Below are 20,815 nucleotides of genomic sequence, written 5' to 3'. Positions count from 1 at the left end.
GGTCACGGGGGCTGTCAAGGCATGGTGGGGCGGGCGGCGGGCACAACGCCGCGCGGCGGCACCGGAGTGCCGCCGCGCGGTTCGTACAGACCCAGTCCTCTCTCACCACGTCACCCTGCTGTCACCCCCGGGGCGCGGGGGGCCGCAGGGCTCACCACATTCTGGTGAAGGTGATCCTGATGTTCTCCTGCTGGATCACGTTGTGCCCGTGCTGCCCGGGACTGAGAATGCTGGCGGTGTTCGCCTGTGCCGTGGCGCCCGCACCTGTCGCGAGCTGCTGCGCCGTGGTGCTGTTGCCGTGGTTGCTCCCCCCGACGCCGCTGCCCACGATGTCGGCGGCGGCCGCGTTCGCGCCGCGGTTGGCCAGCTGGCCGTGGTCGTCGGCCGTGGCGACGCCGGCGAAGAGCAGGGCGGCCATCGGCAGGGCGGTCAGGGCGGCGAAGATGCGGGCGGCAGTGCGGGTGCTTGCCATGTCACTTCCTCCAGAAGGAACTGCTCGAACGAACGACTCGATTCGAACGAACTACTCGATCGTGCCCAGCGGTTGGCCGGCCGCCGCGGCGATTTGTCGACGTCGCGACTTCAGACTTGCCCACCGGATCCACACCGAACCCACCGACTCTCCGCATTCCCTCGCAAGCATGAGATTCCCGACCTAAACACTGACCCCACGGAAACGCCGCGCACCGACGCCCTCTCCGCCCGCTCTCGCCCCATGCGCACCAAGAGGCGAACCGTTTCGGCAGCGCCGGCCCGCGGCCGGGGAAACTCCCCCGGATCGCCCATCGGTTTCGGCCCAACTGCCCCCGAAAAACGTCTTTTCGCTTCACTTCGAAGGTGACGGACCGGCTCCGCGCCACCGGAAACGGGGACGTCCAGCAATGACGGCCCGGTCCACCGCCCGCCCCTGTCGGCCGCTCGCGGCCGCCAGGTCCCGCGACGGCGCGACCGGGCCGCCGCTCGGCCGCGCCGTCACCTGCGACCCGGATGCCATCGGGACCCGCAGGTACCCCAACTGGCACTGCAGCCCCTCGCCTTACTCGACCCGTCTCTCGCAACTCCCCTCGCAACGCCCTCACAACATCCCTGGCAACACCCTCCATCGCACCGCCGCGCGGCCGTGCCCACCGGTCCGTACCGACCGACCGTCGACCGCACAGGAAGGTGCCCGATGAACCTCATAACCCAGGTCCTGCCCGTCGCCCTCCCCACCCTCGGCTGGGCCGCCCACGCGCTCGTCCTCCTGCGCCGCCTGCGGGCCGCCCGCACCGACCGGCTCACCGGGCTGATGCGGCGCGAGGAGTTCACGCCCCGCGCCCTGCGGGCGCTGCGGCATCCGCACACCGCCGTACTGCTGCTCGACCTCAACGGCTTCAAGCAGATCAACGACACCCACGGCCACGAGGCCGGCGACCGGGTCATCGCGGCCGTCGGCCGGCGCCTGTCCGCCTGGTGCAAGGAACGCGGCGGCTTCGCCGCCCGCCTGGGCGGCGACGAGTTCACCGCGCTGGTCCGGCTGGCACCGGAGGCCGACCCCGACGCCGAGATGCGCTGCCTGTCGGCCCGGCTGTCCGCCCCGCTCGACGCCGGGACCGCCACCCTCGCGCCCCGCGCCTCCATCGGCCTGTCCCGCACGGCCGACCACCCCGGAGCCGGCCTCTCCGACCTGCTGCGCGGCGCGGACGAGGCCATGTACGCGGCCAAGCGCCGCGGCATCCCGTGGCAGCCGGCCCGCCCCGCCGCCCCCCGCACCCGGCGCCCGAGCCGCCCGGGCCCGGCGCACCTGACGCTGCTCACGCCGGTGTGGCGGAAGGCGTCGTGACGGTCGTGACGACGGTGTCGTGACGACGGTGTTCTGATACGCCGACGATCCGGCCGTCCCCAACCGGCCGGGTCGTCGCTGTCTGTATCTGTGCTGTTGCTGTTGCCTCAGTCCAGGCGGGTGTGGACGTAGAAGCCGCCGAGGCTGGAGTCGCTCGGGATGAGGGAGGTGCAGTAGCCGTTCAGGCCGCCGTAGTACTGGTCACCGTAGGCAAGCAGGTAGTCGCCGGTCCGCGGGCCGACGACGCCGTCACTGTCGAGGCCGACCCAGCTCTGGTACCACCGCACCTGGGCGTCCGTCCGCGGGCCCCACTTGCCGTCCTCGGCGACCTGCGCCCGGCCCACCTTGGCGGCAATGCTGTTGACCTGGTGCTGCACGCACCAGACGGCCGAACCGGAGGTGGTGTGGCCGTAGCCGACGTAGCCGGCGCCCTCGGCGGCGTTGGCGGTACCGCCCAGTCCGCCCGCGACCAGGGCGGCGGTGCCGACCACGAGACCGGCCTTGGCCGCGTACTTCTTCAACACTTTCGTGTCCCCCGTTCATGGAATTGATCTTCGCGGAGGACGTTAGGCCCTGATCTGCCCATGCCAGAAGCCGGAGCGGCCTCCCGGACGCCCCTGATGCGCCGCCGGGCCCGTCCGGTGACAGCCGTGACCGGACCGGGACGTTCCAGGGCCCTTTCGTCAAGCCCGGCGTCCCGGCCGTCCTGTGTCCGGTATCCGGTCACAAGCGTCCGCCACGCCGGACGCATGATTGACGCCCTCCCCACCGGCCCCGAGTCTGTCGCCCGCGACGGACGACCCCGTCCCTACCGAGGAGGACCCATGCTCCGCACCGCACGCAGCAGGCTGCGATTAACCCTGGCCGCCCTGGGCACCGCCGCGGCCCTGGCCGCCGGCTTCCTCACCCCCGCGACCGCCACCGCCGCCCCCGGGCCCGGCCTCCGGAGCGCCCGCTACGTCGCCCTGGGCGACTCCTTCACCTCGGGCCCCTCCATCCCCACCCAGGTGAACGTGACCTGCGGCCGCTCGAACGCCAACTACCCGTCACTCCTGAAGGAATGGCTGGGCGTCACCCGCTTCACCGACGCCAGCTGCGGCGGGGCCGTCACCCAGGACATGTGGCGACCGCAACCCGGACGCCCCGGGACGACGCCCCAGCTCGACGCGATCGACTCGTCCACCGCCCTGGTCACCCTGGGCATCGGCGGCAACGACATCGGCTTCGGCGAGATCATCCTCCGCTGCGCCCACGCCTGGCCGAAGCCCGTCCCCACCGACAACCCCTGCCAGCGCTACTTCACCGGCAGCGGCACGGACGAGCTGGAACAGCGCATCGAACAGACCGCGCCCAAGGTCGCCGACATCCTCCGAGCCATCCACCAGCGCGCCCCGCACGCCCGGATCGCCGTCGTCGGCTACCCCGCGGTGATCGGCGACGACATCGCCGGCTGCCGCACCTCCCTGCGCATCGCCGACGGTGACATCCCCTACCTGCGCGGCGTCATCCGCCACCTGAACGCCATGCTCCGCCGCCAGGCCGTCGCCCACGACGCCCTCTACGTCAACACCAACGCCACCACGGCGGACCACGACGCCTGCCGCCCCTTCGAGGACCGCTACGTCGAAGGCCTCTACGTCCGCCCCGAACGCCCCGCCATCCCCGTCCACCCCAACGCCGACGGCGAACGCGCGATGGCTCTGGCGGTCGTCAAAACCCTGATCGTCGGCTCCTGACCCACCCCGTCCCGGGCCGGTGCGGCAGCCCGGGACGTGGGTCACTCGGCGACGACGCCCTGGGACAGGCCCTGGATCTGGGCCACGGCCTCCGCAGCCGGGCCGGCCGGCGCCGCCTTCGGCTTCCGCTCGCGGGTCATGGACGTGTAGACGGCCACCGCGGTCGCCGCCGGCGCGCCGGCGGCGAGGAGGCTTCCTGCGGCCGAGCCGCCGCAGAGCGTCACACCGGGCAGCGCGAAGGTCGCAGCTCCGGCGAGCAGCACGACTCCGAAAGCGCCTACGGTCTTACCGTTCCGCATGGATTCCCCTCACAGCAACTGCGTGCAGCCCACGCAAGCGACCAGGGCCAGGGCGACCACGGACAAGAGCCAGAAGTACCACCGCGGAAGATCGCCCTTCGAGTTCCTGAGCATCATTCCGGCCACCGGTATCAGGATCGCCAGGATGGCGAGTGCGGTAACGAGGGCGCGCATCACATTCCGTTCGGTGAAATCCGGTCCGGCAGGCACCAACACGAAAGGGGTGCACCGAAAACGGGGCACCCCTTCTGGCTGCGCCAAGGCGCATGTGGCGGAGGCTGAGGGATTTGAACCCTCGGTGACATCGCTGCCACGACGGTTTTCAAGACCGTTCCCTTAGGCCGCTCGGGCAAGCCTCCCCGCGTCGGCCGGCCTGCGGCGACGCGGGAGTAGCCTACCGGGTGCGGGTCAGTTGTCGCCGCGGCGTTCGCCGAGGACGATCTGGGTGGTGGCCGTCTTGCCGTCGCGGATGTAGGTGACGGTGACCTTGTCGCCGGGCTTGTGGGTCCAGATCTCGCTGATCAGGGTGGGGCCGCTGTCGATCTGGGTGTCGTCCAGCTTCGTGATCACGTCGCCGGGCTTGAGGCCGGCCTTGTCGGCCGGGCCGCCCGGGGTGACGGAGGGGGCGCCGCCGCCGGCGCTGGGGGCGATGCGGGCGCCGCCGCCGGAGTCCTTCATGTTCACGGTCGCCGAGATGACCGGGTAGATCGGGGTGCGCTCCTTGATGAGCTGCTCGGCGACGCCCTTGGCCTGGTTGATGGGGATGGCGAAGCCGAGGCCGATGCTGCCGGCCTGGCCCTGGCCGCCGAAGCCGCCGGTGCCCGCGGACTGGATGGCGGAGTTGATGCCGATGACGGCGCCCTGGGCGTTGAGCAGGGGGCCGCCGGAGTTGCCGGGGTTGATGGAGGCGTCGGTCTGCAGGGCGCTCATGTAGGAGGCCTGGCCGCTGCCGCCGCCGTCGCTGGAGGCCACGGGGCGCTTCTTGGCGCTGACGATGCCGGTGGTGACCGTGCCGGAGAGTCCGAAGGGGGCGCCGATGGCGACGGTGGCGTCGCCGACGGCGGTCTTGTCGGAGTCGCCGAGCGGGAGGGGGTTGAGCTTGGCGCCGGAGGGGTTCTTCAGCTTGATGACGGCGACGTCGTAGCCCTGGGCGCGGCCGAGCACCTCGGCGTCGTAGGACTTGCCGTCGGAGAAGGTCACGGACAGCTTGCCGCTGTCGGCGGCCGAGGCGACGACGTGGTTGTTGGTGAGGATGTGGCCCTGCTTGTCGTAGACGAAGCCGGTGCCGGTGCCGCCCTCGCCGTTGTTGCCCTGTGCCTCGATGGTGACGACGCTGGGCAGGGCCTTGCTGGCGATGTCGGCGACGGAACCGGGCGTACGGCTCTCGGTCTTGGGGTCGCCGGAGGAGGAGACAGTGGTGGAGTTGTCGCCGCTGTGCTGCGCCGCCCAGTAGCCAATGCCGCCACCGATGCCGCCCGCGACGAGCGCCGCGGCGAGCACGGCGGCCACGAGGCCGCCGGCGCTGCTGCGCTTGGGCGGCGGGACGGGGGCACCCCAGGGGGCGGCCGCCTGGTACGGGGGCGGCGCGTCGGCACCGCCGTACCAGGCGCCGCCGGCGGCCGGGGCGCCGAGCGGGACGCCGGTGGCGGTGTGGGTGGCGGCGGCGTCCGGCTCGCCGGCCGGGGCCGAGGGGGCCTGGGTCGGGGCCTGGGTCGGGGCCGGGGGCGTCTGCGGTACCGGCGGGAGCTCGGTCGTACCGTCGCCGGCGGGCGGGGCGGCCGGGGGCGGGGACGTCGGAGACTCCGGCCGCGGCTCGGCCGCGGGCGGAACGGCGGCGCCCTCGTTCTCGGTGCTCACAGTCGTCTCCTCCATCGGTGATCGTCGGACGGACCGCCGGATGGTCCCACCCATCAGGTGCACGTCAGTACAGCGTGTCCGGTAACAGCCTTTCCCATCGCACGTCAGACCGCCGTAAACGGAGCCTGTGACGTCCGCGGAGGTCCTTACTTGCCGACAAATGGGACCCCATGCGCGATTGTGCCAGGCAGTGGCACCATAACGCGGTGACCCCTGCGCGCCACCCCCTCGACGTCGTCGCCCACCGCGGAGCGTCCGACGACGCGCCGGAACACACCCTGGCCGCCTACCGCAAGGCCATCGAGGACGGCGCGGACGCCCTGGAGTGCGACGTACGCCTGACGGCCGACGGGCACCTGGTGTGCGTGCACGACCGCCGGGTCAACCGCACCTCCAACGGCCGCGGCGCCGTCTCGACACTGGAGCTGGCCGACCTCGCCGCCCTGGACTTCGGCTCCTGGAAGGCGCCGGCCGGCGAGACCGAGGCGCCCGACCGCGACCGTACCTCCGTACTCACCCTGGAACGGCTGCTGGAGCTGGTCGTCGACTCCGGCCGCCGCATCGAGCTGGCCATCGAGACCAAGCACCCCACGCGCTGGGCGGGCCGGGTGGAGGAGGCGCTCCTGGCCCTGCTCACCCGCTTCGGCCTGACCGAGCCGCCGCCGGACGAGCCCTCCGCCGTGCGGGTGATGAGCTTCTCGGCCCGCTCCCTGCACCGGGTGCAGGCGGCGGCACCGCTGCTGCCCACCGTCTACCTGATGCAGTTCCTCTCGCCGCGTCTGCGCGACGGGCGGCTGCCGCAGGGCGTGCGCATCGCCGGACCGAGCATCCGGATCGTCCGCAACCACCCCGAGTACGTCGCCCGGCTGCACCGCGCGGGCAACGCCGTCCACGTGTGGACGGTGAACGAGCCCGAGGACGTCGAGCTGTGCGCGCGCCTGGGCGTGGAGGCCGTCATCACCAACCGGCCCCGCGCCGTACTGACCCAGCTGGGCCGACGCTAGGCATTACGGGGTGTGCACCGGCGCGTTCGGTGCGTAAGAAGGCCGCGCGAGTGCTCCCTTCGGCCGGAGGTTGGCCGGTTTCCGGTCCAGTCCATTGGGGCATTCATCCCCTGACGTGGGGCAAAGGAGGTCTCGGGGGTGGCGTTGGTGGTGGCACAGGAGGTGCCCACGTCGTCGATCATGGCCGTACCCCATGGTCCAGCCGGTGTGGGTCGGGCAAGACACCGGATGCGCAGCGAACTGCGCACCAGCGGGGTACCGGAGACGGTCATCGACGACGCGGTACTGATCCTTTCCGAGCTGCTCAGCAACGCGTACCGGCACGGGCGCCCGCTGAGCCGGGTGAACGGCTCCGATGAGGCGGACGGCGGCGTCCTCGCCGCCTGGCGCGTCGACGCCCGCGGCCGGCTCACCGTCGAGGTGACCGACGGCGGCGGCACGACCCGCCCCTTTCCGGCCACGCCCTCGGTGACGGCGCGCGGTGGCCGGGGCCTGAACATCATCAGCGCCCTCTCCCAGGACTGGGGCGTGCGCGACGCCCTCGGCGAGGTGACGGTGTGGGCCGCGCTCTCCGCGCAGGCGGCACTGTCCTCGCACCCGGGTCGTGCTACGCGCGTCGACCCCGTGCCATCGGATCCTTTCGCCGATTCCCTCACCCATGCCCTCGTCGACGCCTACGCCGATCTGGACGAGCCGGCCTGACGCCCGGCCCGGGCACCCGCGCCGGCACCCGCTACGAGCCGCCCGGCACCCCCGCCCGTACCCGTCCGGTACTCCACCCGTACCCGGCCGGCTCCTCCACCCGTACCCGCCCGGCGCGCCGCCCCTTCCGCGCGTGCCCGGCGGCCGCGGCCGCGCCTGGCGCTAGGCTCGCGCCGCAAGGTGGAAACGCCGCGGGGCGCGACGACGCCCCGGGGCGCGACCGCACCGCGCGCCCACGCCGGACGCACCGATCGGGAGACACGCACGCATGGCCAAGAAGCGCCGCCCCCAGACCCAGGCCGCCCAGCCTCGGACCGGCAACACCCCGGTCCCCGTCGTCGGCGCCCGCCAGCCCTGCCCCTGCGGCTCGGGCCGGCGCTACAAGGCCTGCCACGGCCGCGAGGCCTCGCACGCCGCCGTCGAGCTGGTGCAGCGGCCGTTCGAGGGACTGCCGGGCGAGGCCGACTGGGTGGCCCTGCGCGAGCTGGTCCCGGCCGCGACCGTGGAGCTCCGCCTGAAGGGCGGGCTGCCCGAGGGCGTGCCGTCGGTGACGCTGGCCACCGTGCTGCCGATGGCCTGGCCCGCGCTGCGCCGCGACAACGGCGCCGTGCTGCTGGGCCTGCAGAACGACACCGCCACCGGCGACCTCAGCCGCGACCTCGCCGACACCCTGCAGCGGGCCCTGACGGCCGAGCCGGGCACGCCGGTCGCCGCCGGCCGGGCCGCTGTCGACGGGCCGCGCCTGCAGGACCTGCTGGACACCGAGGCTCCCTTCGAGCCGCAGGTGCACACGGGCTTCGAGTTCTGGGTCGAGAACGCCGATAACGCCACCGGCGAGGTCGCCGCCTCCCTCGAGCGGGCCAACGCCGCCGCGATCCCCACCGTCCGCCTCGCCGGCCTGGACGCGGCGTACTGGTGCGAGACGCCGGAGAAGAACCACCTGCGCTGGGTCATGACCGTGCCCGAGGAGCAGCTGCTGGACGCCCTGGCCCGGCTGCACGCCGCGGGCACGAGCTCGCTGGGCGAGGGCACCCGCCTGGTCGGCTCGTTCCGGGCGCACGGGCTGACCGTGCCGGTGTGGGACCTGCCGAGCTCGATGGGTGCGGCGGAGACCGAGAAGCCGGCGGCGGCCCTCGCCGAGCGGCTCGCCGTCGCGCTCGCCGACGACAGCCCGCTGACCGCCGACGAGCGCCGCGCCCGCGGCGGCCTCACGAGCCGTCAGGTCACGCTCAACTGACGGCCGGCCGAGGGGCGGCGGCAGCCGATCCGGAAGATCGTGGCAGTCGATCGCGGCGGCCGTGAGAGCCGATCGCGACGTCCCTGGCAGCCGATCGCGAGGTCTGCGACGGCCGGCCAGGACGTCCTCGACGGTCCGAGCGCGCGATCGGTGACGGATGATCACTAGGGCGTGTCCGGTGGATCATGCAGTGCCCCGTCAGGGGCGCCGTGGTGGCGCACGACGAAGATCCGCCGGACACGGGCCGGATCCGTGCGGGACCCGTGCGAGATCCGTGACAGTCGATCAAGCGGCCGTCCCACGGCAGCCGATCATGGAATCCGGGCCTCCGGGCAGCCTTCCGGGTGATCACCCGAAGGGCCACCCGGAAGATTGCCCGGAGGCATTCGGACACCCACGGACCCCCCGCCGGTCCCCTGCCCGTCACCGGCCGCACCCTCGAAGACGGGCGGATGGGGCGCTTTCCGGCGCCCGGAGCGGGCAATTCCGTGGCCGGAAGGCGTGACTCCTGTCACAACTCCCGTCGCTGACCGGCAAATCGGCGTCCGGAAATCCACGATCGAATTTGCGAACCGCGGATCTCTTGTTACCTTTTTAGGAGCCCGGTCGCTGGTGCATCCCCCGTCGCCAGCGACCGGGCGTTTCCATGCCCGGCGCCGGTTCGGCGCCTTCGGGCACCGGCCGGGGCGGCTCCGCCCGCCGGCCGACCGCGGTGCCGGCGCCCTGGACATCCGTTCCCCGCCCGGCCCGGCCGCCGATGGCCGCGGCCCCTGTGCCCCCGCACCCCTCCGTCCAGCTCATCGCCCTGCCGAAGCCGCAGGTCATGCGCGTGGGCGCGGTCCCGGGGCGGCGCCGCCGGCGGCGCGTACGGCCGGTCCCACGCCCCCGGCGCGGGCCCTACGAGGGGGCGCGGACCCGCCGGAACAGCGCTGACGATGCCCTCGCGCGCCCCTGCCCACGGTCCGCCGGACCGCCCGTTGATCAACCCGCGTCGTCCTCCGGAGAGTTGCTGCCGGAGCGGAGCAGGAGCTTCCCCTCGGTCGAGGCGATCTCCGCAACCGCTGCATACGAGCCATGTCCGCGCACGGTCGCCCGGTGGGGGGTCTCGCACATGTCCGGATTATCGGTTGCGGTCAGACGGCAGTTCACCTGCATGGTCCGGCCGTCGGGGGACATCAGGCTGAGCACGCCCGTCAGCGGGGCGCCGGTGGCGTTGCGATAGTAGGTGCGTCCCCACGTCTCCCGGTCCTGTTCGAGGACGCAGGTCTGCGCCTCCACTCCCTCGGGGGAGGTGAGTTCGGGGCCGCACCTCGCCATCCCGGCGGCGCCGGCCTCCGGGCCCGCGAGGCCGGGCATCGCGGACAGCCCGAGGGCCGGGTCGTCCCAGCCGTCCGTGTCGTCGGGGTGCTGCGCGCCCGACCCCCGTGCCCCGCCCATCGGCCGCAGGGCGGCCGCGCGGGCCGCCGGGCCGGCGCCGGAGCCGGGGTGGCCCTGCGGAGCCCGCCCGGCGCGTTCCTTCGCCCGTCCCGCCGGACCGGCCGTGGCGACTGCCAGCGGCAGCACCACGGCCAGTACCACCGCGCTCGCCAGCGCGATCATCCGGAAATTCGCCGCGCGCTGCCCGGAGGGGCCGGGAAGGCTGGAGGCACGCACCATGGGGATCACCTGCAACTCGCCGCGGGGCACGCGCTCGCGCGCCACCGCGGGGAACGGGACGTAAGGAAGGGGTGGAGGCCGAGCGGCCCCGCCGGCCCGGCGGCGCCCTCGATGTCGCGGCGCCCGGATCCGGTCCGGAGCCCCGAACATACGGGCAGGAAGGGGCGCTTCGCCGCGCCGCGCGCCCGTTTCCCGCGTTTCTCCGGGTGGCTTACACCCAAAAGAGTGAGCGCCGGTTCGCGGCCCGTCCCGGGTGGGTGTGGCAGCGCGTGCGTCTCCCGTCCGTACGCGCTCCCCGCTCCGCCCGCGCCGGGCAGCGGCCCGGCACCCGTCAGTGGGCGAGCCGGGTGCTGTCCCCGCCGGTGCCGGCGCACTGCTCGACCAGCACGTCGACGAGCGTGGCCACGTCGGGCAGCCAGGGCCGGGCCGGTTCCGCCGGGCGGCGCCGGCCGCCGCCGCGGCCCGCTCGGGCCGGGGCCGGCGCCGCCGGACGCGGGGCGCGCTCCCAGCGGACCTGGCCCGCGCCCGTCGGCGAGGGCGGCAGCACGGTGTAGCCGCCCTCGCCGTGGAAGCGCAGCGAGCCGGGCACCCAGTCCTGGCGGTGCAGCAGCTCGCCGAGCGCCTCCAGGGAGTACGGGGCGACGAGCAGCGCCCAGCGGGTGGGGGTGGCGACGACCGGGCCGACCCGTACGCCCGCCCGGTCCAGGGCGGCCAGTGCCCGGGCGCCGGCGACGGCCGGCAGGCTCACCGCGCAGGGGGCCCGGCCCCCGGTGGCCAGCACGACGGGGGCCTCCGGGCGGTTGGTCCACCACCAGCGGACCATCCGGGCGTCGGTGGTCGCCGCCAGCAGCCCGGGGTCGAAGGGGTGGGCGCCGGGGTGGGCGCACTCGGGGTCGGGGCAGCCGCACTCGCGCAGGCGGCCGGGCCGCAGCCCGACGCCGGGCACCACCGGCCACTGCCACTCCGTGGCATAGGTCAGGGCCGCGGTCAGCACCGCGGACCGGCCGGCCCGGCGCAGGGAGAGCTTGCGTCGCCTTCCGAGGATCTCGCGCATGAGCGCTCGTTCCTTTCCGTGAACGTCCGTGAACGCCGAAGGTCGGTCCGCGACCGGGGCACGGCCGGGACCGTGGGGCACATGCACGTCCACCTGAGTGAACGGCATGCACCGCAGGGACTGCAGGAATCGCAAGACTGCAAAGGCACTGCGTGAACTGCATGGGACTGCACTGCATGGTTTGCATGGACTGCGGTGGCACTACGTGGCACTGCGTGGGACTGCAACAGCTTCCTGGGACTGCTATAGCCCCCTGGAGCCCATGGGGACTACATATGGCACTACGGGCACTGCTCGGCGCGGTACTCAACGCGCCGCGACCCCTCGGCCGGCACACCACGTGGATCACGGGTCACTGCGTACTACGCAGCGCATCACGCCGCGGGCCAAGCGGGAAACCTGGCGGGGGGTGGCGCACGCATGGCGCTTCGTGCTGAGCCGGTGCGCCCCTCGCCCTCGGCGCGGGTCGCCCCGTGCCGCCCGGGGACGGGCGTGGCCGTCGACCGATAAGACGCTCGGGTCCGCCACCGGGTTGCGGGGCGGTCCCGACTGCCGCTTGCCCTTCTTTCGAGTACGTACCCACCGGAGTGGGTGCGACGCGCCGTCGGAGCGGGATCAGTCGACAGCAACGGGCGGGCCCCGGCCACATTTTCCGGCCAAACTCCCTGTGCCCCCGATCGGCCGCGAAACCTCATCAGACACCACCAATCCCACTGGTCCGATGCTGGACATGCCCTTGCCCGGGCGTGTACATGTGGAGCACCCACAGCGCGCGACACGTCAGGGGGTGTGCGGTGCCGTTGCCCCGAAAGCACAGGCCAACCCGCTGGTCGAGCGGGGTCGCCGGGCTGCCCGTGCGCCCCGCGCGGGCCGGGGGCCGAGCGGGCCCGCGGCGGCCCGGCCGAGGCGGGCCGCCATGACCACGCCCCACCCGCCGAAAGTGGCCGGAATCAATCCACCGGCCCCTGCCCCCGCGCACACTTCGTCCCCCGCGGTGCCCGGTCCCCCCGCCGCCCCCGAGCCGGGCGCGCCGCCCGCCCAAGGGCCCCCGGCGGACGCCCCCGCCGGCCCCTCGCCCGCCCGCGTCGTCCAGGACCGCCTCGCCGGCTGGGTCTCCGACCTGACCACGCTGCAGGAGCTGACCGAACGCCTGAGCCGCACGGCCGGCGTCGAGGACGCCCTCGGCGAACTGCTGCGCGCGGGCGCCTCGCTCGTCGGCGCCGGCCGCGGCCTGGTCACCCTCCACCCCGCCGCCGCCCACGGCCACCCGGTCACCGTCGGCCTCGGCCTCGGCCACGCCGACCTCGGCCACATCGAGACCCTGCCCGCCGGCGGGCCGCAGGGCTCCGGCGGGCCGTACGCCGGCCTCCTCGACGACCTGCCGCCCGTCGGCGACCGGAGCGGCACCGTCCACCCCGACATCCCGCACGACAGCGCCCTCGACCCCCGCCACCGCGAGGTCGCGGCCCGGCTCGGCTACGCCGCCAGCTACGCCCTGCCGCTGGAGTCCGCCGCGAGCCGCGGCGAGCCCGCGGACCCCACCGCCGCGGGCCGCATCGGCGGCGCCGTGTGGCTGTACGACGAACCGGCCGAGCCCGACGAGCGCCAGCGGCACCTGGCCGGCCTGTACTGCGGCTACGCCACCGAGCACCTGGCCCGGCTCATCGAGCTCGACCACGCCCGGCAGACCCTGGCCACCCTGCGCGAGGAGCTGCTCCCGCGCCGGCTGCCGCGGGTGCCCGGAGTCCGGCTCGCCGTCCGGCACCACCCCGGGGCGGACGGCGGCGGCGCCTGGTACGACGCGCTGCCGCTGCCCGAGGGCGCGCTGGGCCTGGCCATCGGCGCGGTCACCGACTCCGGGCCCGGCGCGATCGCCGCGATGGGCCGGCTGCGGGCCTCCCTGCGCGCGTACGCCGTCATGGAGGGCGAGGACCCGGTCGCCGTGCTCTCCGACCTCGAACTGCTGCTGCGGCTGACCGAGCCGCACCGCACGGCCACGGCCCTGTTCGCCTACTGCGAGCCCGCCGAGCGCAAGGTCGTGGTCGCCGGGGCCGGGCACTGCGCCCCGCTGATCGTCGGCGGCGGGCGGGTGGAGTACGTGGACACCACGCTGTCGGCACCGCTGGGCATGCTCGCCTGCTGGGAGGCACCCAGCGTGGAGATCGAACCGGCGCCCGGAGAAACGCTCCTCTTCTACAGCGACGGGCTGCTGCGCCGCGCCGGCGGCAGCGCCGACCGGGCCTTCGCCCGACTGCACCGGGCGGCCGCGAGCGTGCCCCGCGCGGCCCGGCACGACCCGGAGGCCGTGGCCGACCACGTGCTGCGGGCGGTCCTGCCCAAGGACGCGGCCGGTGCGGCGGGGGGCACAGCGGCCGACGACATGGTCCTGCTCGTGGCCCACTTCGACTGAGCGGAGCCGGACGGCAGCGCTGCGTACTGGGCCCTCGGTCCCTTCTCCGGCACATTCCTGCGCACATACGATGTGAACGGTCGAGGTGAGCGCCCCGCCGAGGAGGAATTGCAGTGACCGAGCAGCCCGCGCCCGAGAACCCCGAGGGCGATGAGCAGCCCATCAAGCAGCGGAAGAACGGCCTCTACCCGGCCGTCTCCGACGAGCTTGCCGCCAACATGACGTCCGGCTGGGCCGACACCGAGCTGCGCGACCTGCAGCCGGTCCCCCAGGCCGCAGAGACCGCCCGCCGCCGCGCGGAGCTGTCGGCCCGCTTCCCGGGCGAGCGCCTGGTGATCCCGGCCGGCAACCTGCTGACCCGCTCGAACGACACCGAGTACCCCTTCCGCGCCGCGACGGAGTACGTGTACCTCACCGGTGACCAGACCCACGACGGCGTCCTCGTCCTGGAGCCGGCCGGTGAGCAGGGCCACACCGCCACCGTCTACCTGCTGCCCCGCTCCGACCGCGGGAACGGCGAGTTCTGGCTGGACGGCCGCGACGGCGAGCTGTGGGTCGGCCGCCGCCACAGCCTCACCGAGGCCGAGCGGCTGCTGGGCCTGCCCGCCGCGGACGTGCGCGAGCTGCCCGACGCGCTGCGCGCCGGCACCGGCCCGGTCCGCGTCGTGCGCGGCCACGACGCCGGCGTCGAGGCGGCCCTCGACGGCCTGGCCGACGCCGGGCGCGACGAGGAGCTGCGCGTCTTCATCAGCGAGCAGCGCCTGGTGAAGGACGCCTTCGAGATCGGCGAGCTGCAGAAGGCCGTCGACTCCACCGTCCGCGGCTTCGAGGACGTCGTGAAGGTGCTCGACAAGGCCGAGGCGACCAGCGAGCGCTACATCGAGGGAACGTTCTTCCTGCGCGCCCGCGTCGAGGGCAACGACGTCGGCTACGGCTCCATATGCGCCGCCGGCCCGCACGCGACCACCCTGCACTGGGTGCGCAACGACGGCCCCGTCCGCTCCGGCGACCTGCTCCTGCTCGACGCCGGCGTGGAGACCCACACCCTCTACACCGCCGACGTCACCCGTACGCTGCCGATCAGCGGCACGTACACCGAGCTGCAGCGGAAGATCTACGACGCGGTGTACGAGGCCCAGGAGGCCGGCATCGCGGCGGTCAGGCCCGGCGCGAAGTACCGCGACTTCCACGACGCCGCCCAGCTCGTGCTCGCGACGAAGCTCGTCGAGTGGGGCCTGGTCGAGGGCCCGGTCGAGCGCGTCCTGGAGCTCGGCCTGCAGCGCCGCTGGACCCTGCACGGCACCGGCCACATGCTCGGCCTGGACGTCCACGACTGCGCGGTCGCCCGCACCGAGACCTACGTCGACGGCGTGCTGGAGCCCGGCATGGTGCTCACCGTCGAGCCCGGCCTGTACTTCCAGGCCGACGACCTGAGCGTGCCCGAGGAGTACCGCGGCATCGGCGTGCGCATCGAGGACGACATCCTGGTCACCGAGGACGGCAACCGGAACCTCTCGGCCGCCCTGCCGCGCACCTCCACCGACATCGAGGCGTGGATGGCCGCCCTCAAGGGCTGACCCGACACACCGCCGCGACCTGCGGCGAGAACCCGGCGGACCGGGGGACCCACCGAGCGGTGGCCCCCGGTCCGCGGCGTTCGGCGGGTGCGGCAATCCCGAAGGAATCGATGCATGTTGATTGCCAAGCAAATCGCACGACCGTACCGTTAATCGAAAGCTCGGGGGGAATGGGGGCTGTCATTCTGCGCGGAACCACGGCACAGTTCGCCCCACTCACTCGCTTCCTCCCTCGAAGCACCGCACGGCCACGCCCCGCGTGACCGGCGCGGCGGGCCCGGTCGAACCCGCCCCTTCTCCCGCGCGTTCAACCCGTACGGCACGACTGCGACTTCCGCTCCTAGGGGGGACGATGCCGATCCATCGGAATGGGACGACAGCCACCACCGGCCACCACCGGCCCGGCGGAACCGGAACCTTCGGGGCCCAGCTGCGCTGGTACCGGGGACGCGCCGGACTCACCCAGCGCGAACTCGCCGAGAAGTCCGGCCTGAGCGTGCGGGCCCTGCGCGACATCGAGCAGGGCCGCGTGCAGCAACCGCAGACCAGGACCCTGCAGCGGCTGATGGAATGCCTCGGCCTCGACCCGGAGGAGGTCCGCCGGGCGGGCACGGGCACGGCCCCCGACGCCGACGCGGACCCCGACGCCCATCCGCCGGACGACCGGCTCCGCATCGGCATCCTCGGCCCCCTCACCATCGGCCTCGGCGGCACCGAACTGGACGTCCGCGCCGCCAAACCCCGGCGATTACTGGCCCTGCTGGCCCTGCACCACCCGCAACCGGTCGGCCTCGGCGAGATCACCCGCGCCCTGTGGCCCACCGACCCGCCCCCCTCGTACCAGGGCCTGATCCACACCTACGTCGGCCAGGTGCGCCGGCTCCTGCTGCCGCCCGGCGCCGGGCCCGCCACGCCGGCCGCCTCGTACCTGGCACGCACCCACACCGGCTACGCGCTGTGCGTCGAGCGGGACCAGGTCGACCTCACCCGCTTCGAGGACCTCTCCGCCAGGGCCCGGCAGGCCCGCGCCGCCGGGGACACCGCCGCCGCCCACGACCTGGCCGGCCGCGCCTACCGCTGCTGGCGCGGACCGCTGCTGTCGGACGAGCCCCTGCTGACCCAGGACCCCGCCGCCACCGCCGCCGCCAAGCGGCGCATCGACAGCCTCCTGCTGTACGCCGACCTCGCCATGGAACTGCGGCGCCCCGAACAGGTGGTGCACCCGCTGCGCCTCGTCGCCGAGCAGGAACCCCTGCACGAAGGGCTGCAGGCCCGCCTCATGGTGGCCCTGGCCAGCTGCGGCGAGCAGTCCGCGGCACTGAAGGTCTTCACCGAGGTCACCCACCGGCTCGACCGCGAGCTCGGCATCGCCCCCGGCGACGAGATCCGCCGCGCCCACCTGCAGGTGCTGCGCCAGGAACTGCCCTGGCCGCGCGGCGAGTGGCTGGCCCGCCTGTCCGGGCGCGGCGAGCGGCCCGCCCCGCCGCAGCCGCGCCACCCTCCCTCGGCCCCGCCGTCCTGCAAACCCTCCCAACTGCCGGGCGAGGCCCGCATCCACGTGGGCCGCGCGGCGGAGACCCGGCAGCTGGACCGGCTGCTGCTCTCCCCCGGCGAATGGCACGGACAGGTGCCGGTCGCGCTGCTCACCGGGCTGCCCGGCGTGGGCAAGACGGCGCTGGCCCTGCGCTGGGCCCACCGCGTCCGCGAGCGCTTCCCCGACGGCCAGCTCTACGTCGACCTGCACGGCCACTCCGTCCGGCCCCCGCTGCCGGCCGCCGCGGCCCTGACCCTGTTCCTGCGGGCCCTCGGCGTCGCGGACGACCGCCTGCCCACCGCCCCCGACGAGGCGGCGAACACCTACCGCACGCTGCTCTCCGGCCGACGGGTGCTGATCGTCCTCGACAACGCCGGTACGGCCGAGCAGGTACGCCCCCTGATCCCCGGCAACGCCGAGTGCGCCGTCCTCGTCACGAGCCGCAACACGCTCTCCGGGCTCGTGGCCCGGGAGGGGATCCGCCGCATCGGCCTCGACGCGCTCGGCCCGGACGAGGCCCTGGTGCTGCTCACCCGGCTGCTGGGGCGGGCGCGCACCGAGGCCGAGCCGCAGGCCGCCGCGGAGCTCGTGCGGTACTGCGGGGGGCTGCCGCTGGCCATCCGCATCGTCGCCGCCCACCTCGCCGAGAACCCCGGCGTCGGCCTCGCCGAGTACTGCTCGGAGCTCGGGGACGACGGCCCGGTGCGCGGCCTGCGGGTCGAGGGGGACCGGCTCTCCTCGGTCGAGGCGACCTTCGAACTGTCGTACAAGGCACTGCCGGAGCCGGTGCGGCGCTTCTTCCGCCTGCTGGCCACGACCGACAGCGGAAACGTCACTGCGCTCACCATGGCCGAGCGGGCGCGCATGACGCCGTGCGAGGCGATCCGCATGCTGCGCACCCTCGTCGACGCGAGCCTGGTGCAGGAGTACGCCCATGGCTGCTTCCGCATGCCCGACCTGCTGCGGCGCTATGCGCGGGTGCTGGTGAAGAGCAACGATGCCTCTCACCTCCGGGTGGTCCGGTCCTCGACCATGTGATCCGGGCAGTAAGGAGATCCTCGGGTCAGCCGCCGAGCGGGTCAGCCGCCGAGCGCCAGGCGCACGGCGAACGTCCCGAAGACGGCGGCGGTGAGCCCGTGCGTGAACCGGGTCGCCCGCGGGGAGTGCAGAAAACGGGCCAGCCGGTGCACCAGCCGCATCCACACCAGGAGCCAGCCCAGCCCCATGGCCAGATACCAGGCGGCCAGCACCGCCACCCCGGCCGCGGGATCCGCCCCCGCGGGCACGAACTGCGGAAGGAAGGCCATCAGGAAGAGACCCACCTTGGGGTTGGAGCCCGTGCACAACAGCCCCTGGACGAACGCCAGTCGCACCCCCGGTCCCCGCTCGGCGGCCGGCCCGGGCGCCGCTGCCGCCGGCGCGGGCGGGCGCAGCGCCGACCGCAGGGCGAGGACGGCCCAGACGACCAGCACGAGCGCCCCCGCCCAGCGGAACGCCGTGAACAACTGCGGCCGCGTGGTCAGCAGCGCGGCCAGGCCGGCCGCGCCCAGGGCCGCCTGGGCGGCCCCCGCCGCGATCATGCCGATCGCGGCGGCGGCCGCCGCCCGGCGGGTGCCGCCCAGCACCAGGCGGGTGATCAGGGCCAGGTCGGGACCGGGCGTCATGATCACCAGCAGGGAACTGGTCACGAAGGCGACCGCGTCGACGGCTCCTCCTCGACGACCAGGCGCTCCTCCAGCGCACGGACGGTGGCGTAGTCCTCCAGCAGTTGCTCCTCCTCGCGGTGGGAGAGGATCACGAAGCCGAAGTTCAGGCTGTCGACCAGGTCCTTGGTGAGGGAAACCCGGTCGCCGTGGGAGAGGTTGAGCACCGAGAAGTGGTGGCTGGGCAGGGTGCGTATCGCCTCCAGCGGAGCCGTGCTGCGCACCGTTCCGGCCCGGCGGGCCATGTGGAAGACGCACATCTGGTGGGCGCGCAGGGCGTACCCCCGGGGCGGCTCGTCGCCGGCCAGCCAGCGCACCGTCCGGTCGATCTGGCTGTCACCGGTGGCGTTGCGGTTGAACCGGGGCTGGCCGCCGCCGTGCGGCCGGGCCCCGAGCTCGATGAGCACCGGCCCCTCGGCCGTGCCCATGACCTCCACGTGGGCCGCGCCGACGCGCATGCCCACGGCGTCCAGGACACCGAAGACGTACTCGGTGAGGCCCGCGACCGCCGCGTCGTCCGGAGGCAGCCAGCGCATCGTGTCGTAGACGGCCATGTGCGGGCCGTTGTCGACCTTGCGATAGGCACATACGTCGACAAGGGAATGCCGGCCGTCGTGGCTGAAGGTGTCCACGACGTACTCGGTGCCCGTGACGAACTTCTGCACGATCAGACGGTCGTCGACCTCGCCGAACTGATTGACGCGACCGAGCTGCCGCTCGAAGACCGCCCGCCAGTCGGCACCGCCCGGCAGCTTGATCACACCGTCCGTGCTGGCGCTCTTGGGCGGCTTGAGCACCAGATCCGCCCCCTGGAGACGCTCCTTCTCCAGCCATTCCTGCACCTCGTCGGCGTTCGCGGTGCAGATCTGCGGGATGACCGGCAGCCCGGCCGCGGCGACGGCCTCGGCCATGCGGCTCTTGTCGCGGCGGGCCTCGGCCAGCTGCGGCACATTGCAGCGGCCGGGCACCAGGAGCGGGGCCAGCCGCTCGGCCAGCTCCACGCCCGACTCGCAGCCCGCGACGACGGCCCGCGGCGCGCGGCCGGCCAACTGCCGGACGACGCCGTCGAGATCGCCCTCGTAGACGACGGTGTCGGGGAAGTCCTGCGGGCGGAAGGAGGAGGCGTAGGCCTCCGGGGGCCGCGGGCCGGTGAGCACGGCCACGGCCGGAATGCCGTGCCGGGCGAGGGCCTCGGCGAACAGGGCACCCGAGGAGTAGGGGTCGACGACGACGCAGGGGCCCTGCCCCCACCCCGCGTGGTGCTCAGGCGCGGTCATGGCCGGCACCTCCCGCCGCCAGGGCGGCCACGGCCGCACAGTAGCGGGCGAAGAACTCCGCCGCGGGCCGGCTGACCCGGCGGGCGCGCACCGGTGCGTGCACCATGCCCTCCTCCATCACGTACTCCACCGGGATGCCGTGCTCGCGCAGCAGGCCGGCGTATTTCTCGGCGTCCACGCGCAGCGAGTCCATCGAGCAGCCCACGATGTAGGCCGGGGGCAGCTCATGGAACGCGCCGCCCAGCAGCGGGGAGACGTACGGATCCTCGGCCTGGCCGGGCCGCGGGCAGTAGCAGCCGGTGTAGAACTCCATCTCGCCCCCGGACAGCAGCGGCGCGTCCTCGCCGCCCTGCCGCCAGCGGGTGAAGTCGAGCACCGGGCTGATCACCGCCTGGCCGCGCAGGCGCGGGCCGCCGCGGTCGCGGGTCATCATCGACAGCACCACCGCCATGTTCGCCCCGGAGCTCTCCCCGCAGATCAGCGCCGCAGTGGGGTCGAGCCCGCCGAGACCGAGCGCGGGAAGATCGGCGAGCGTGCCGCACAGCCCCGCGTAGCAGTCCTCGACGGGGCCCGGGAAGGGGTGCTCGGGCGCCGTGCCGAAGTCGAGGGCGACGGTCACCAGGCCGGTGCGGGCGGCCAGTTCGGCGACGAGGCTGTGGTGGCTGTGCAGCGAGCCGATGACGAAGCCGCCGCCGCGTATGTAGAACAGCACGGCGCTGCCGCTGCGTTCGGCTGGCTCGTAGATCCGGATGCGGGCCGTGCGCCCCTCGTGGGAGACGGTCGCATCACGGTGCCGGACGCCCTCGGGGACGGGGACGGGCAGCACCTCGGTGAGCCCGTCGTACAGCGCGCGCTGCCGCTCCACGGGATAGGTGTAGAAGTCGGGAGGCAGCGCGCGGTCGACCGTCGCCACGAACTCCTCGATGCCCTCTGCGTAGGCCATGCGC

General features: G+C 74.0%; 18 protein-coding genes and 1 tRNA gene. 8 read left to right on the top strand and 11 right to left on the bottom strand.

The window, feature by feature from the left end; translation table 11 throughout:
* Nucleotides 1-151 precede the first annotated feature (151 nt).
* The gene (locus tag AB0K17_RS03630) at nucleotides 152-472 is read right to left on the bottom strand and encodes a hypothetical protein (RefSeq protein ID WP_365981973.1); all 321 of its coding nucleotides are present in this window, start codon (nucleotides 470-472) and stop codon (nucleotides 152-154) included.
* 699 nt (nucleotides 473-1,171) lie between these two features.
* On the opposite strand from AB0K17_RS03630, the gene AB0K17_RS03625 reads away from it, so the two are divergent.
* A complete protein-coding gene (locus AB0K17_RS03625; RefSeq protein ID WP_365981972.1) occupies nucleotides 1,172-1,822 on the top strand; it encodes a GGDEF domain-containing protein in 651 nt (216 codons plus the stop codon).
* A 107-nt stretch (nucleotides 1,823-1,929) separates the two neighbouring features.
* Here AB0K17_RS03625 and AB0K17_RS03620 read toward each other — a convergent pair whose 3' ends face one another.
* Nucleotides 1,930-2,343: a peptidoglycan-binding domain-containing protein gene (locus AB0K17_RS03620; RefSeq protein ID WP_365981971.1), complete on the bottom strand. Its 414-nt coding sequence runs from the start codon at nucleotides 2,341-2,343 to the stop codon at nucleotides 1,930-1,932.
* 303 nt (nucleotides 2,344-2,646) lie between these two features.
* Between AB0K17_RS03620 and AB0K17_RS03615 the strand changes: the two genes are divergently transcribed.
* Nucleotides 2,647-3,558 carry an SGNH/GDSL hydrolase family protein gene (locus AB0K17_RS03615; RefSeq protein ID WP_365981970.1) on the top strand — a complete coding sequence of 304 codons (912 nt, stop codon included), beginning with the start codon at nucleotides 2,647-2,649 and terminating at the stop codon, nucleotides 3,556-3,558.
* 41 nt (nucleotides 3,559-3,599) lie between these two features.
* On the opposite strand, the gene AB0K17_RS03610 is transcribed toward AB0K17_RS03615, so the two are convergent.
* The 4 genes from AB0K17_RS03610 to AB0K17_RS03595 all read right to left on the bottom strand — a co-directional run bounded on the left by AB0K17_RS03610 (nucleotide 3,600) and on the right by AB0K17_RS03595 (nucleotide 5,714).
* On the bottom strand, nucleotides 3,600-3,857 hold the full coding sequence (locus tag AB0K17_RS03610) for a hypothetical protein (RefSeq protein WP_365981969.1): 258 nt from the start codon (nucleotides 3,855-3,857) through the stop codon (nucleotides 3,600-3,602).
* 9 nt (nucleotides 3,858-3,866) lie between these two features.
* Nucleotides 3,867-4,031, bottom strand: a complete 165-nt coding sequence (locus tag AB0K17_RS03605; RefSeq protein WP_365981968.1) for a hypothetical protein — start codon at nucleotides 4,029-4,031, stop codon at nucleotides 3,867-3,869.
* Between the two features lie 95 nt (nucleotides 4,032-4,126).
* A tRNA-Ser gene (locus tag AB0K17_RS03600) sits at nucleotides 4,127-4,216 on the bottom strand.
* Between the two features lie 49 nt (nucleotides 4,217-4,265).
* Entirely contained in the window at nucleotides 4,266-5,714 is a 1,449-nt protein-coding gene (locus AB0K17_RS03595; RefSeq protein ID WP_365981967.1) for a trypsin-like peptidase domain-containing protein, read from the bottom strand.
* A gap of 206 nt (nucleotides 5,715-5,920) precedes the next feature.
* Here AB0K17_RS03595 and AB0K17_RS03590 point away from each other — a divergent pair, with 206 nt between their 5' ends.
* The 3 genes from AB0K17_RS03590 (at nucleotide 5,921) to AB0K17_RS03580 (ending at nucleotide 8,657) form a co-directional block, all read left to right on the top strand.
* Nucleotides 5,921-6,718: a glycerophosphodiester phosphodiesterase gene (locus tag AB0K17_RS03590; RefSeq protein ID WP_365965087.1), complete on the top strand. Its 798-nt coding sequence runs from the start codon at nucleotides 5,921-5,923 to the stop codon at nucleotides 6,716-6,718.
* A 138-nt stretch (nucleotides 6,719-6,856) separates the two neighbouring features.
* The gene (locus tag AB0K17_RS03585) at nucleotides 6,857-7,420 is read left to right on the top strand and encodes an ATP-binding protein (protein ID WP_365981966.1); all 564 of its coding nucleotides are present in this window, start codon (nucleotides 6,857-6,859) and stop codon (nucleotides 7,418-7,420) included.
* A gap of 268 nt (nucleotides 7,421-7,688) precedes the next feature.
* Entirely contained in the window at nucleotides 7,689-8,657 is a 969-nt protein-coding gene (locus AB0K17_RS03580) for a DUF5926 family protein (RefSeq protein WP_365981965.1), read from the top strand.
* Nucleotides 8,658-9,638: 981 nt separating this feature from the next.
* Here AB0K17_RS03580 and AB0K17_RS03575 read toward each other — a convergent pair.
* Nucleotides 9,639-10,313 carry a hypothetical protein gene (locus AB0K17_RS03575; protein ID WP_365981964.1) on the bottom strand — a complete coding sequence of 225 codons (675 nt, stop codon included), beginning with the start codon at nucleotides 10,311-10,313 and terminating at the stop codon, nucleotides 9,639-9,641.
* Between the two features lie 331 nt (nucleotides 10,314-10,644).
* Complete coding sequence (locus tag AB0K17_RS03570; RefSeq protein ID WP_365965083.1) at nucleotides 10,645-11,367, bottom strand: bifunctional DNA primase/polymerase; 723 nt, start codon at nucleotides 11,365-11,367, stop codon at nucleotides 10,645-10,647.
* Nucleotides 11,368-12,283: 916 nt separating this feature from the next.
* Here AB0K17_RS03570 and AB0K17_RS03565 point away from each other — a divergent pair.
* From AB0K17_RS03565 to AB0K17_RS03555, 3 genes are all read left to right on the top strand, one after another.
* Entirely contained in the window at nucleotides 12,284-13,777 is a 1,494-nt protein-coding gene (locus AB0K17_RS03565) for a PP2C family protein-serine/threonine phosphatase (RefSeq protein WP_365981963.1), read from the top strand.
* 107 nt (nucleotides 13,778-13,884) lie between these two features.
* The gene (locus tag AB0K17_RS03560) at nucleotides 13,885-15,354 is read left to right on the top strand and encodes an aminopeptidase P family protein (RefSeq protein ID WP_365982048.1); all 1,470 of its coding nucleotides are present in this window, start codon (nucleotides 13,885-13,887) and stop codon (nucleotides 15,352-15,354) included.
* A gap of 352 nt (nucleotides 15,355-15,706) precedes the next feature.
* Complete coding sequence (locus tag AB0K17_RS03555; RefSeq protein WP_365965081.1) at nucleotides 15,707-17,926, top strand: BTAD domain-containing putative transcriptional regulator; 2,220 nt, start codon at nucleotides 15,707-15,709, stop codon at nucleotides 17,924-17,926.
* 41 nt (nucleotides 17,927-17,967) lie between these two features.
* Here AB0K17_RS03555 and AB0K17_RS03550 read toward each other — a convergent pair whose 3' ends face one another.
* The 3 genes from AB0K17_RS03550 to AB0K17_RS03540 are packed head-to-tail and all read right to left on the bottom strand — an operon-like array spanning nucleotide 17,968 to nucleotide 20,811.
* Complete coding sequence (locus AB0K17_RS03550) at nucleotides 17,968-18,576, bottom strand: LysE family translocator (RefSeq protein WP_365981962.1); 609 nt, start codon at nucleotides 18,574-18,576, stop codon at nucleotides 17,968-17,970.
* A complete protein-coding gene (locus AB0K17_RS03545) occupies nucleotides 18,573-19,868 on the bottom strand; it encodes an ATP-grasp domain-containing protein (RefSeq protein ID WP_365981961.1) in 1,296 nt (431 codons plus the stop codon). The genes AB0K17_RS03550 and AB0K17_RS03545 overlap by 4 nt, the downstream gene beginning before the upstream one ends.
* On the bottom strand, nucleotides 19,855-20,811 hold the full coding sequence (locus AB0K17_RS03540; protein WP_365981960.1) for an alpha/beta hydrolase: 957 nt from the start codon (nucleotides 20,809-20,811) through the stop codon (nucleotides 19,855-19,857). Before AB0K17_RS03540 ends, AB0K17_RS03545 begins: the two co-directional genes overlap by 14 nt.
* Between the last annotated feature and the right edge of the window lie 4 nt (nucleotides 20,812-20,815).

This window comes from Streptomyces sp. NPDC049585 (genome assembly GCF_040675615.1).
Lineage (GTDB): Bacteria > Actinomycetota > Actinomycetes > Streptomycetales > Streptomycetaceae > Streptomyces > Streptomyces luteosporeus.
This window is presented reverse-complemented; position numbering and strand designations above follow the sequence as displayed.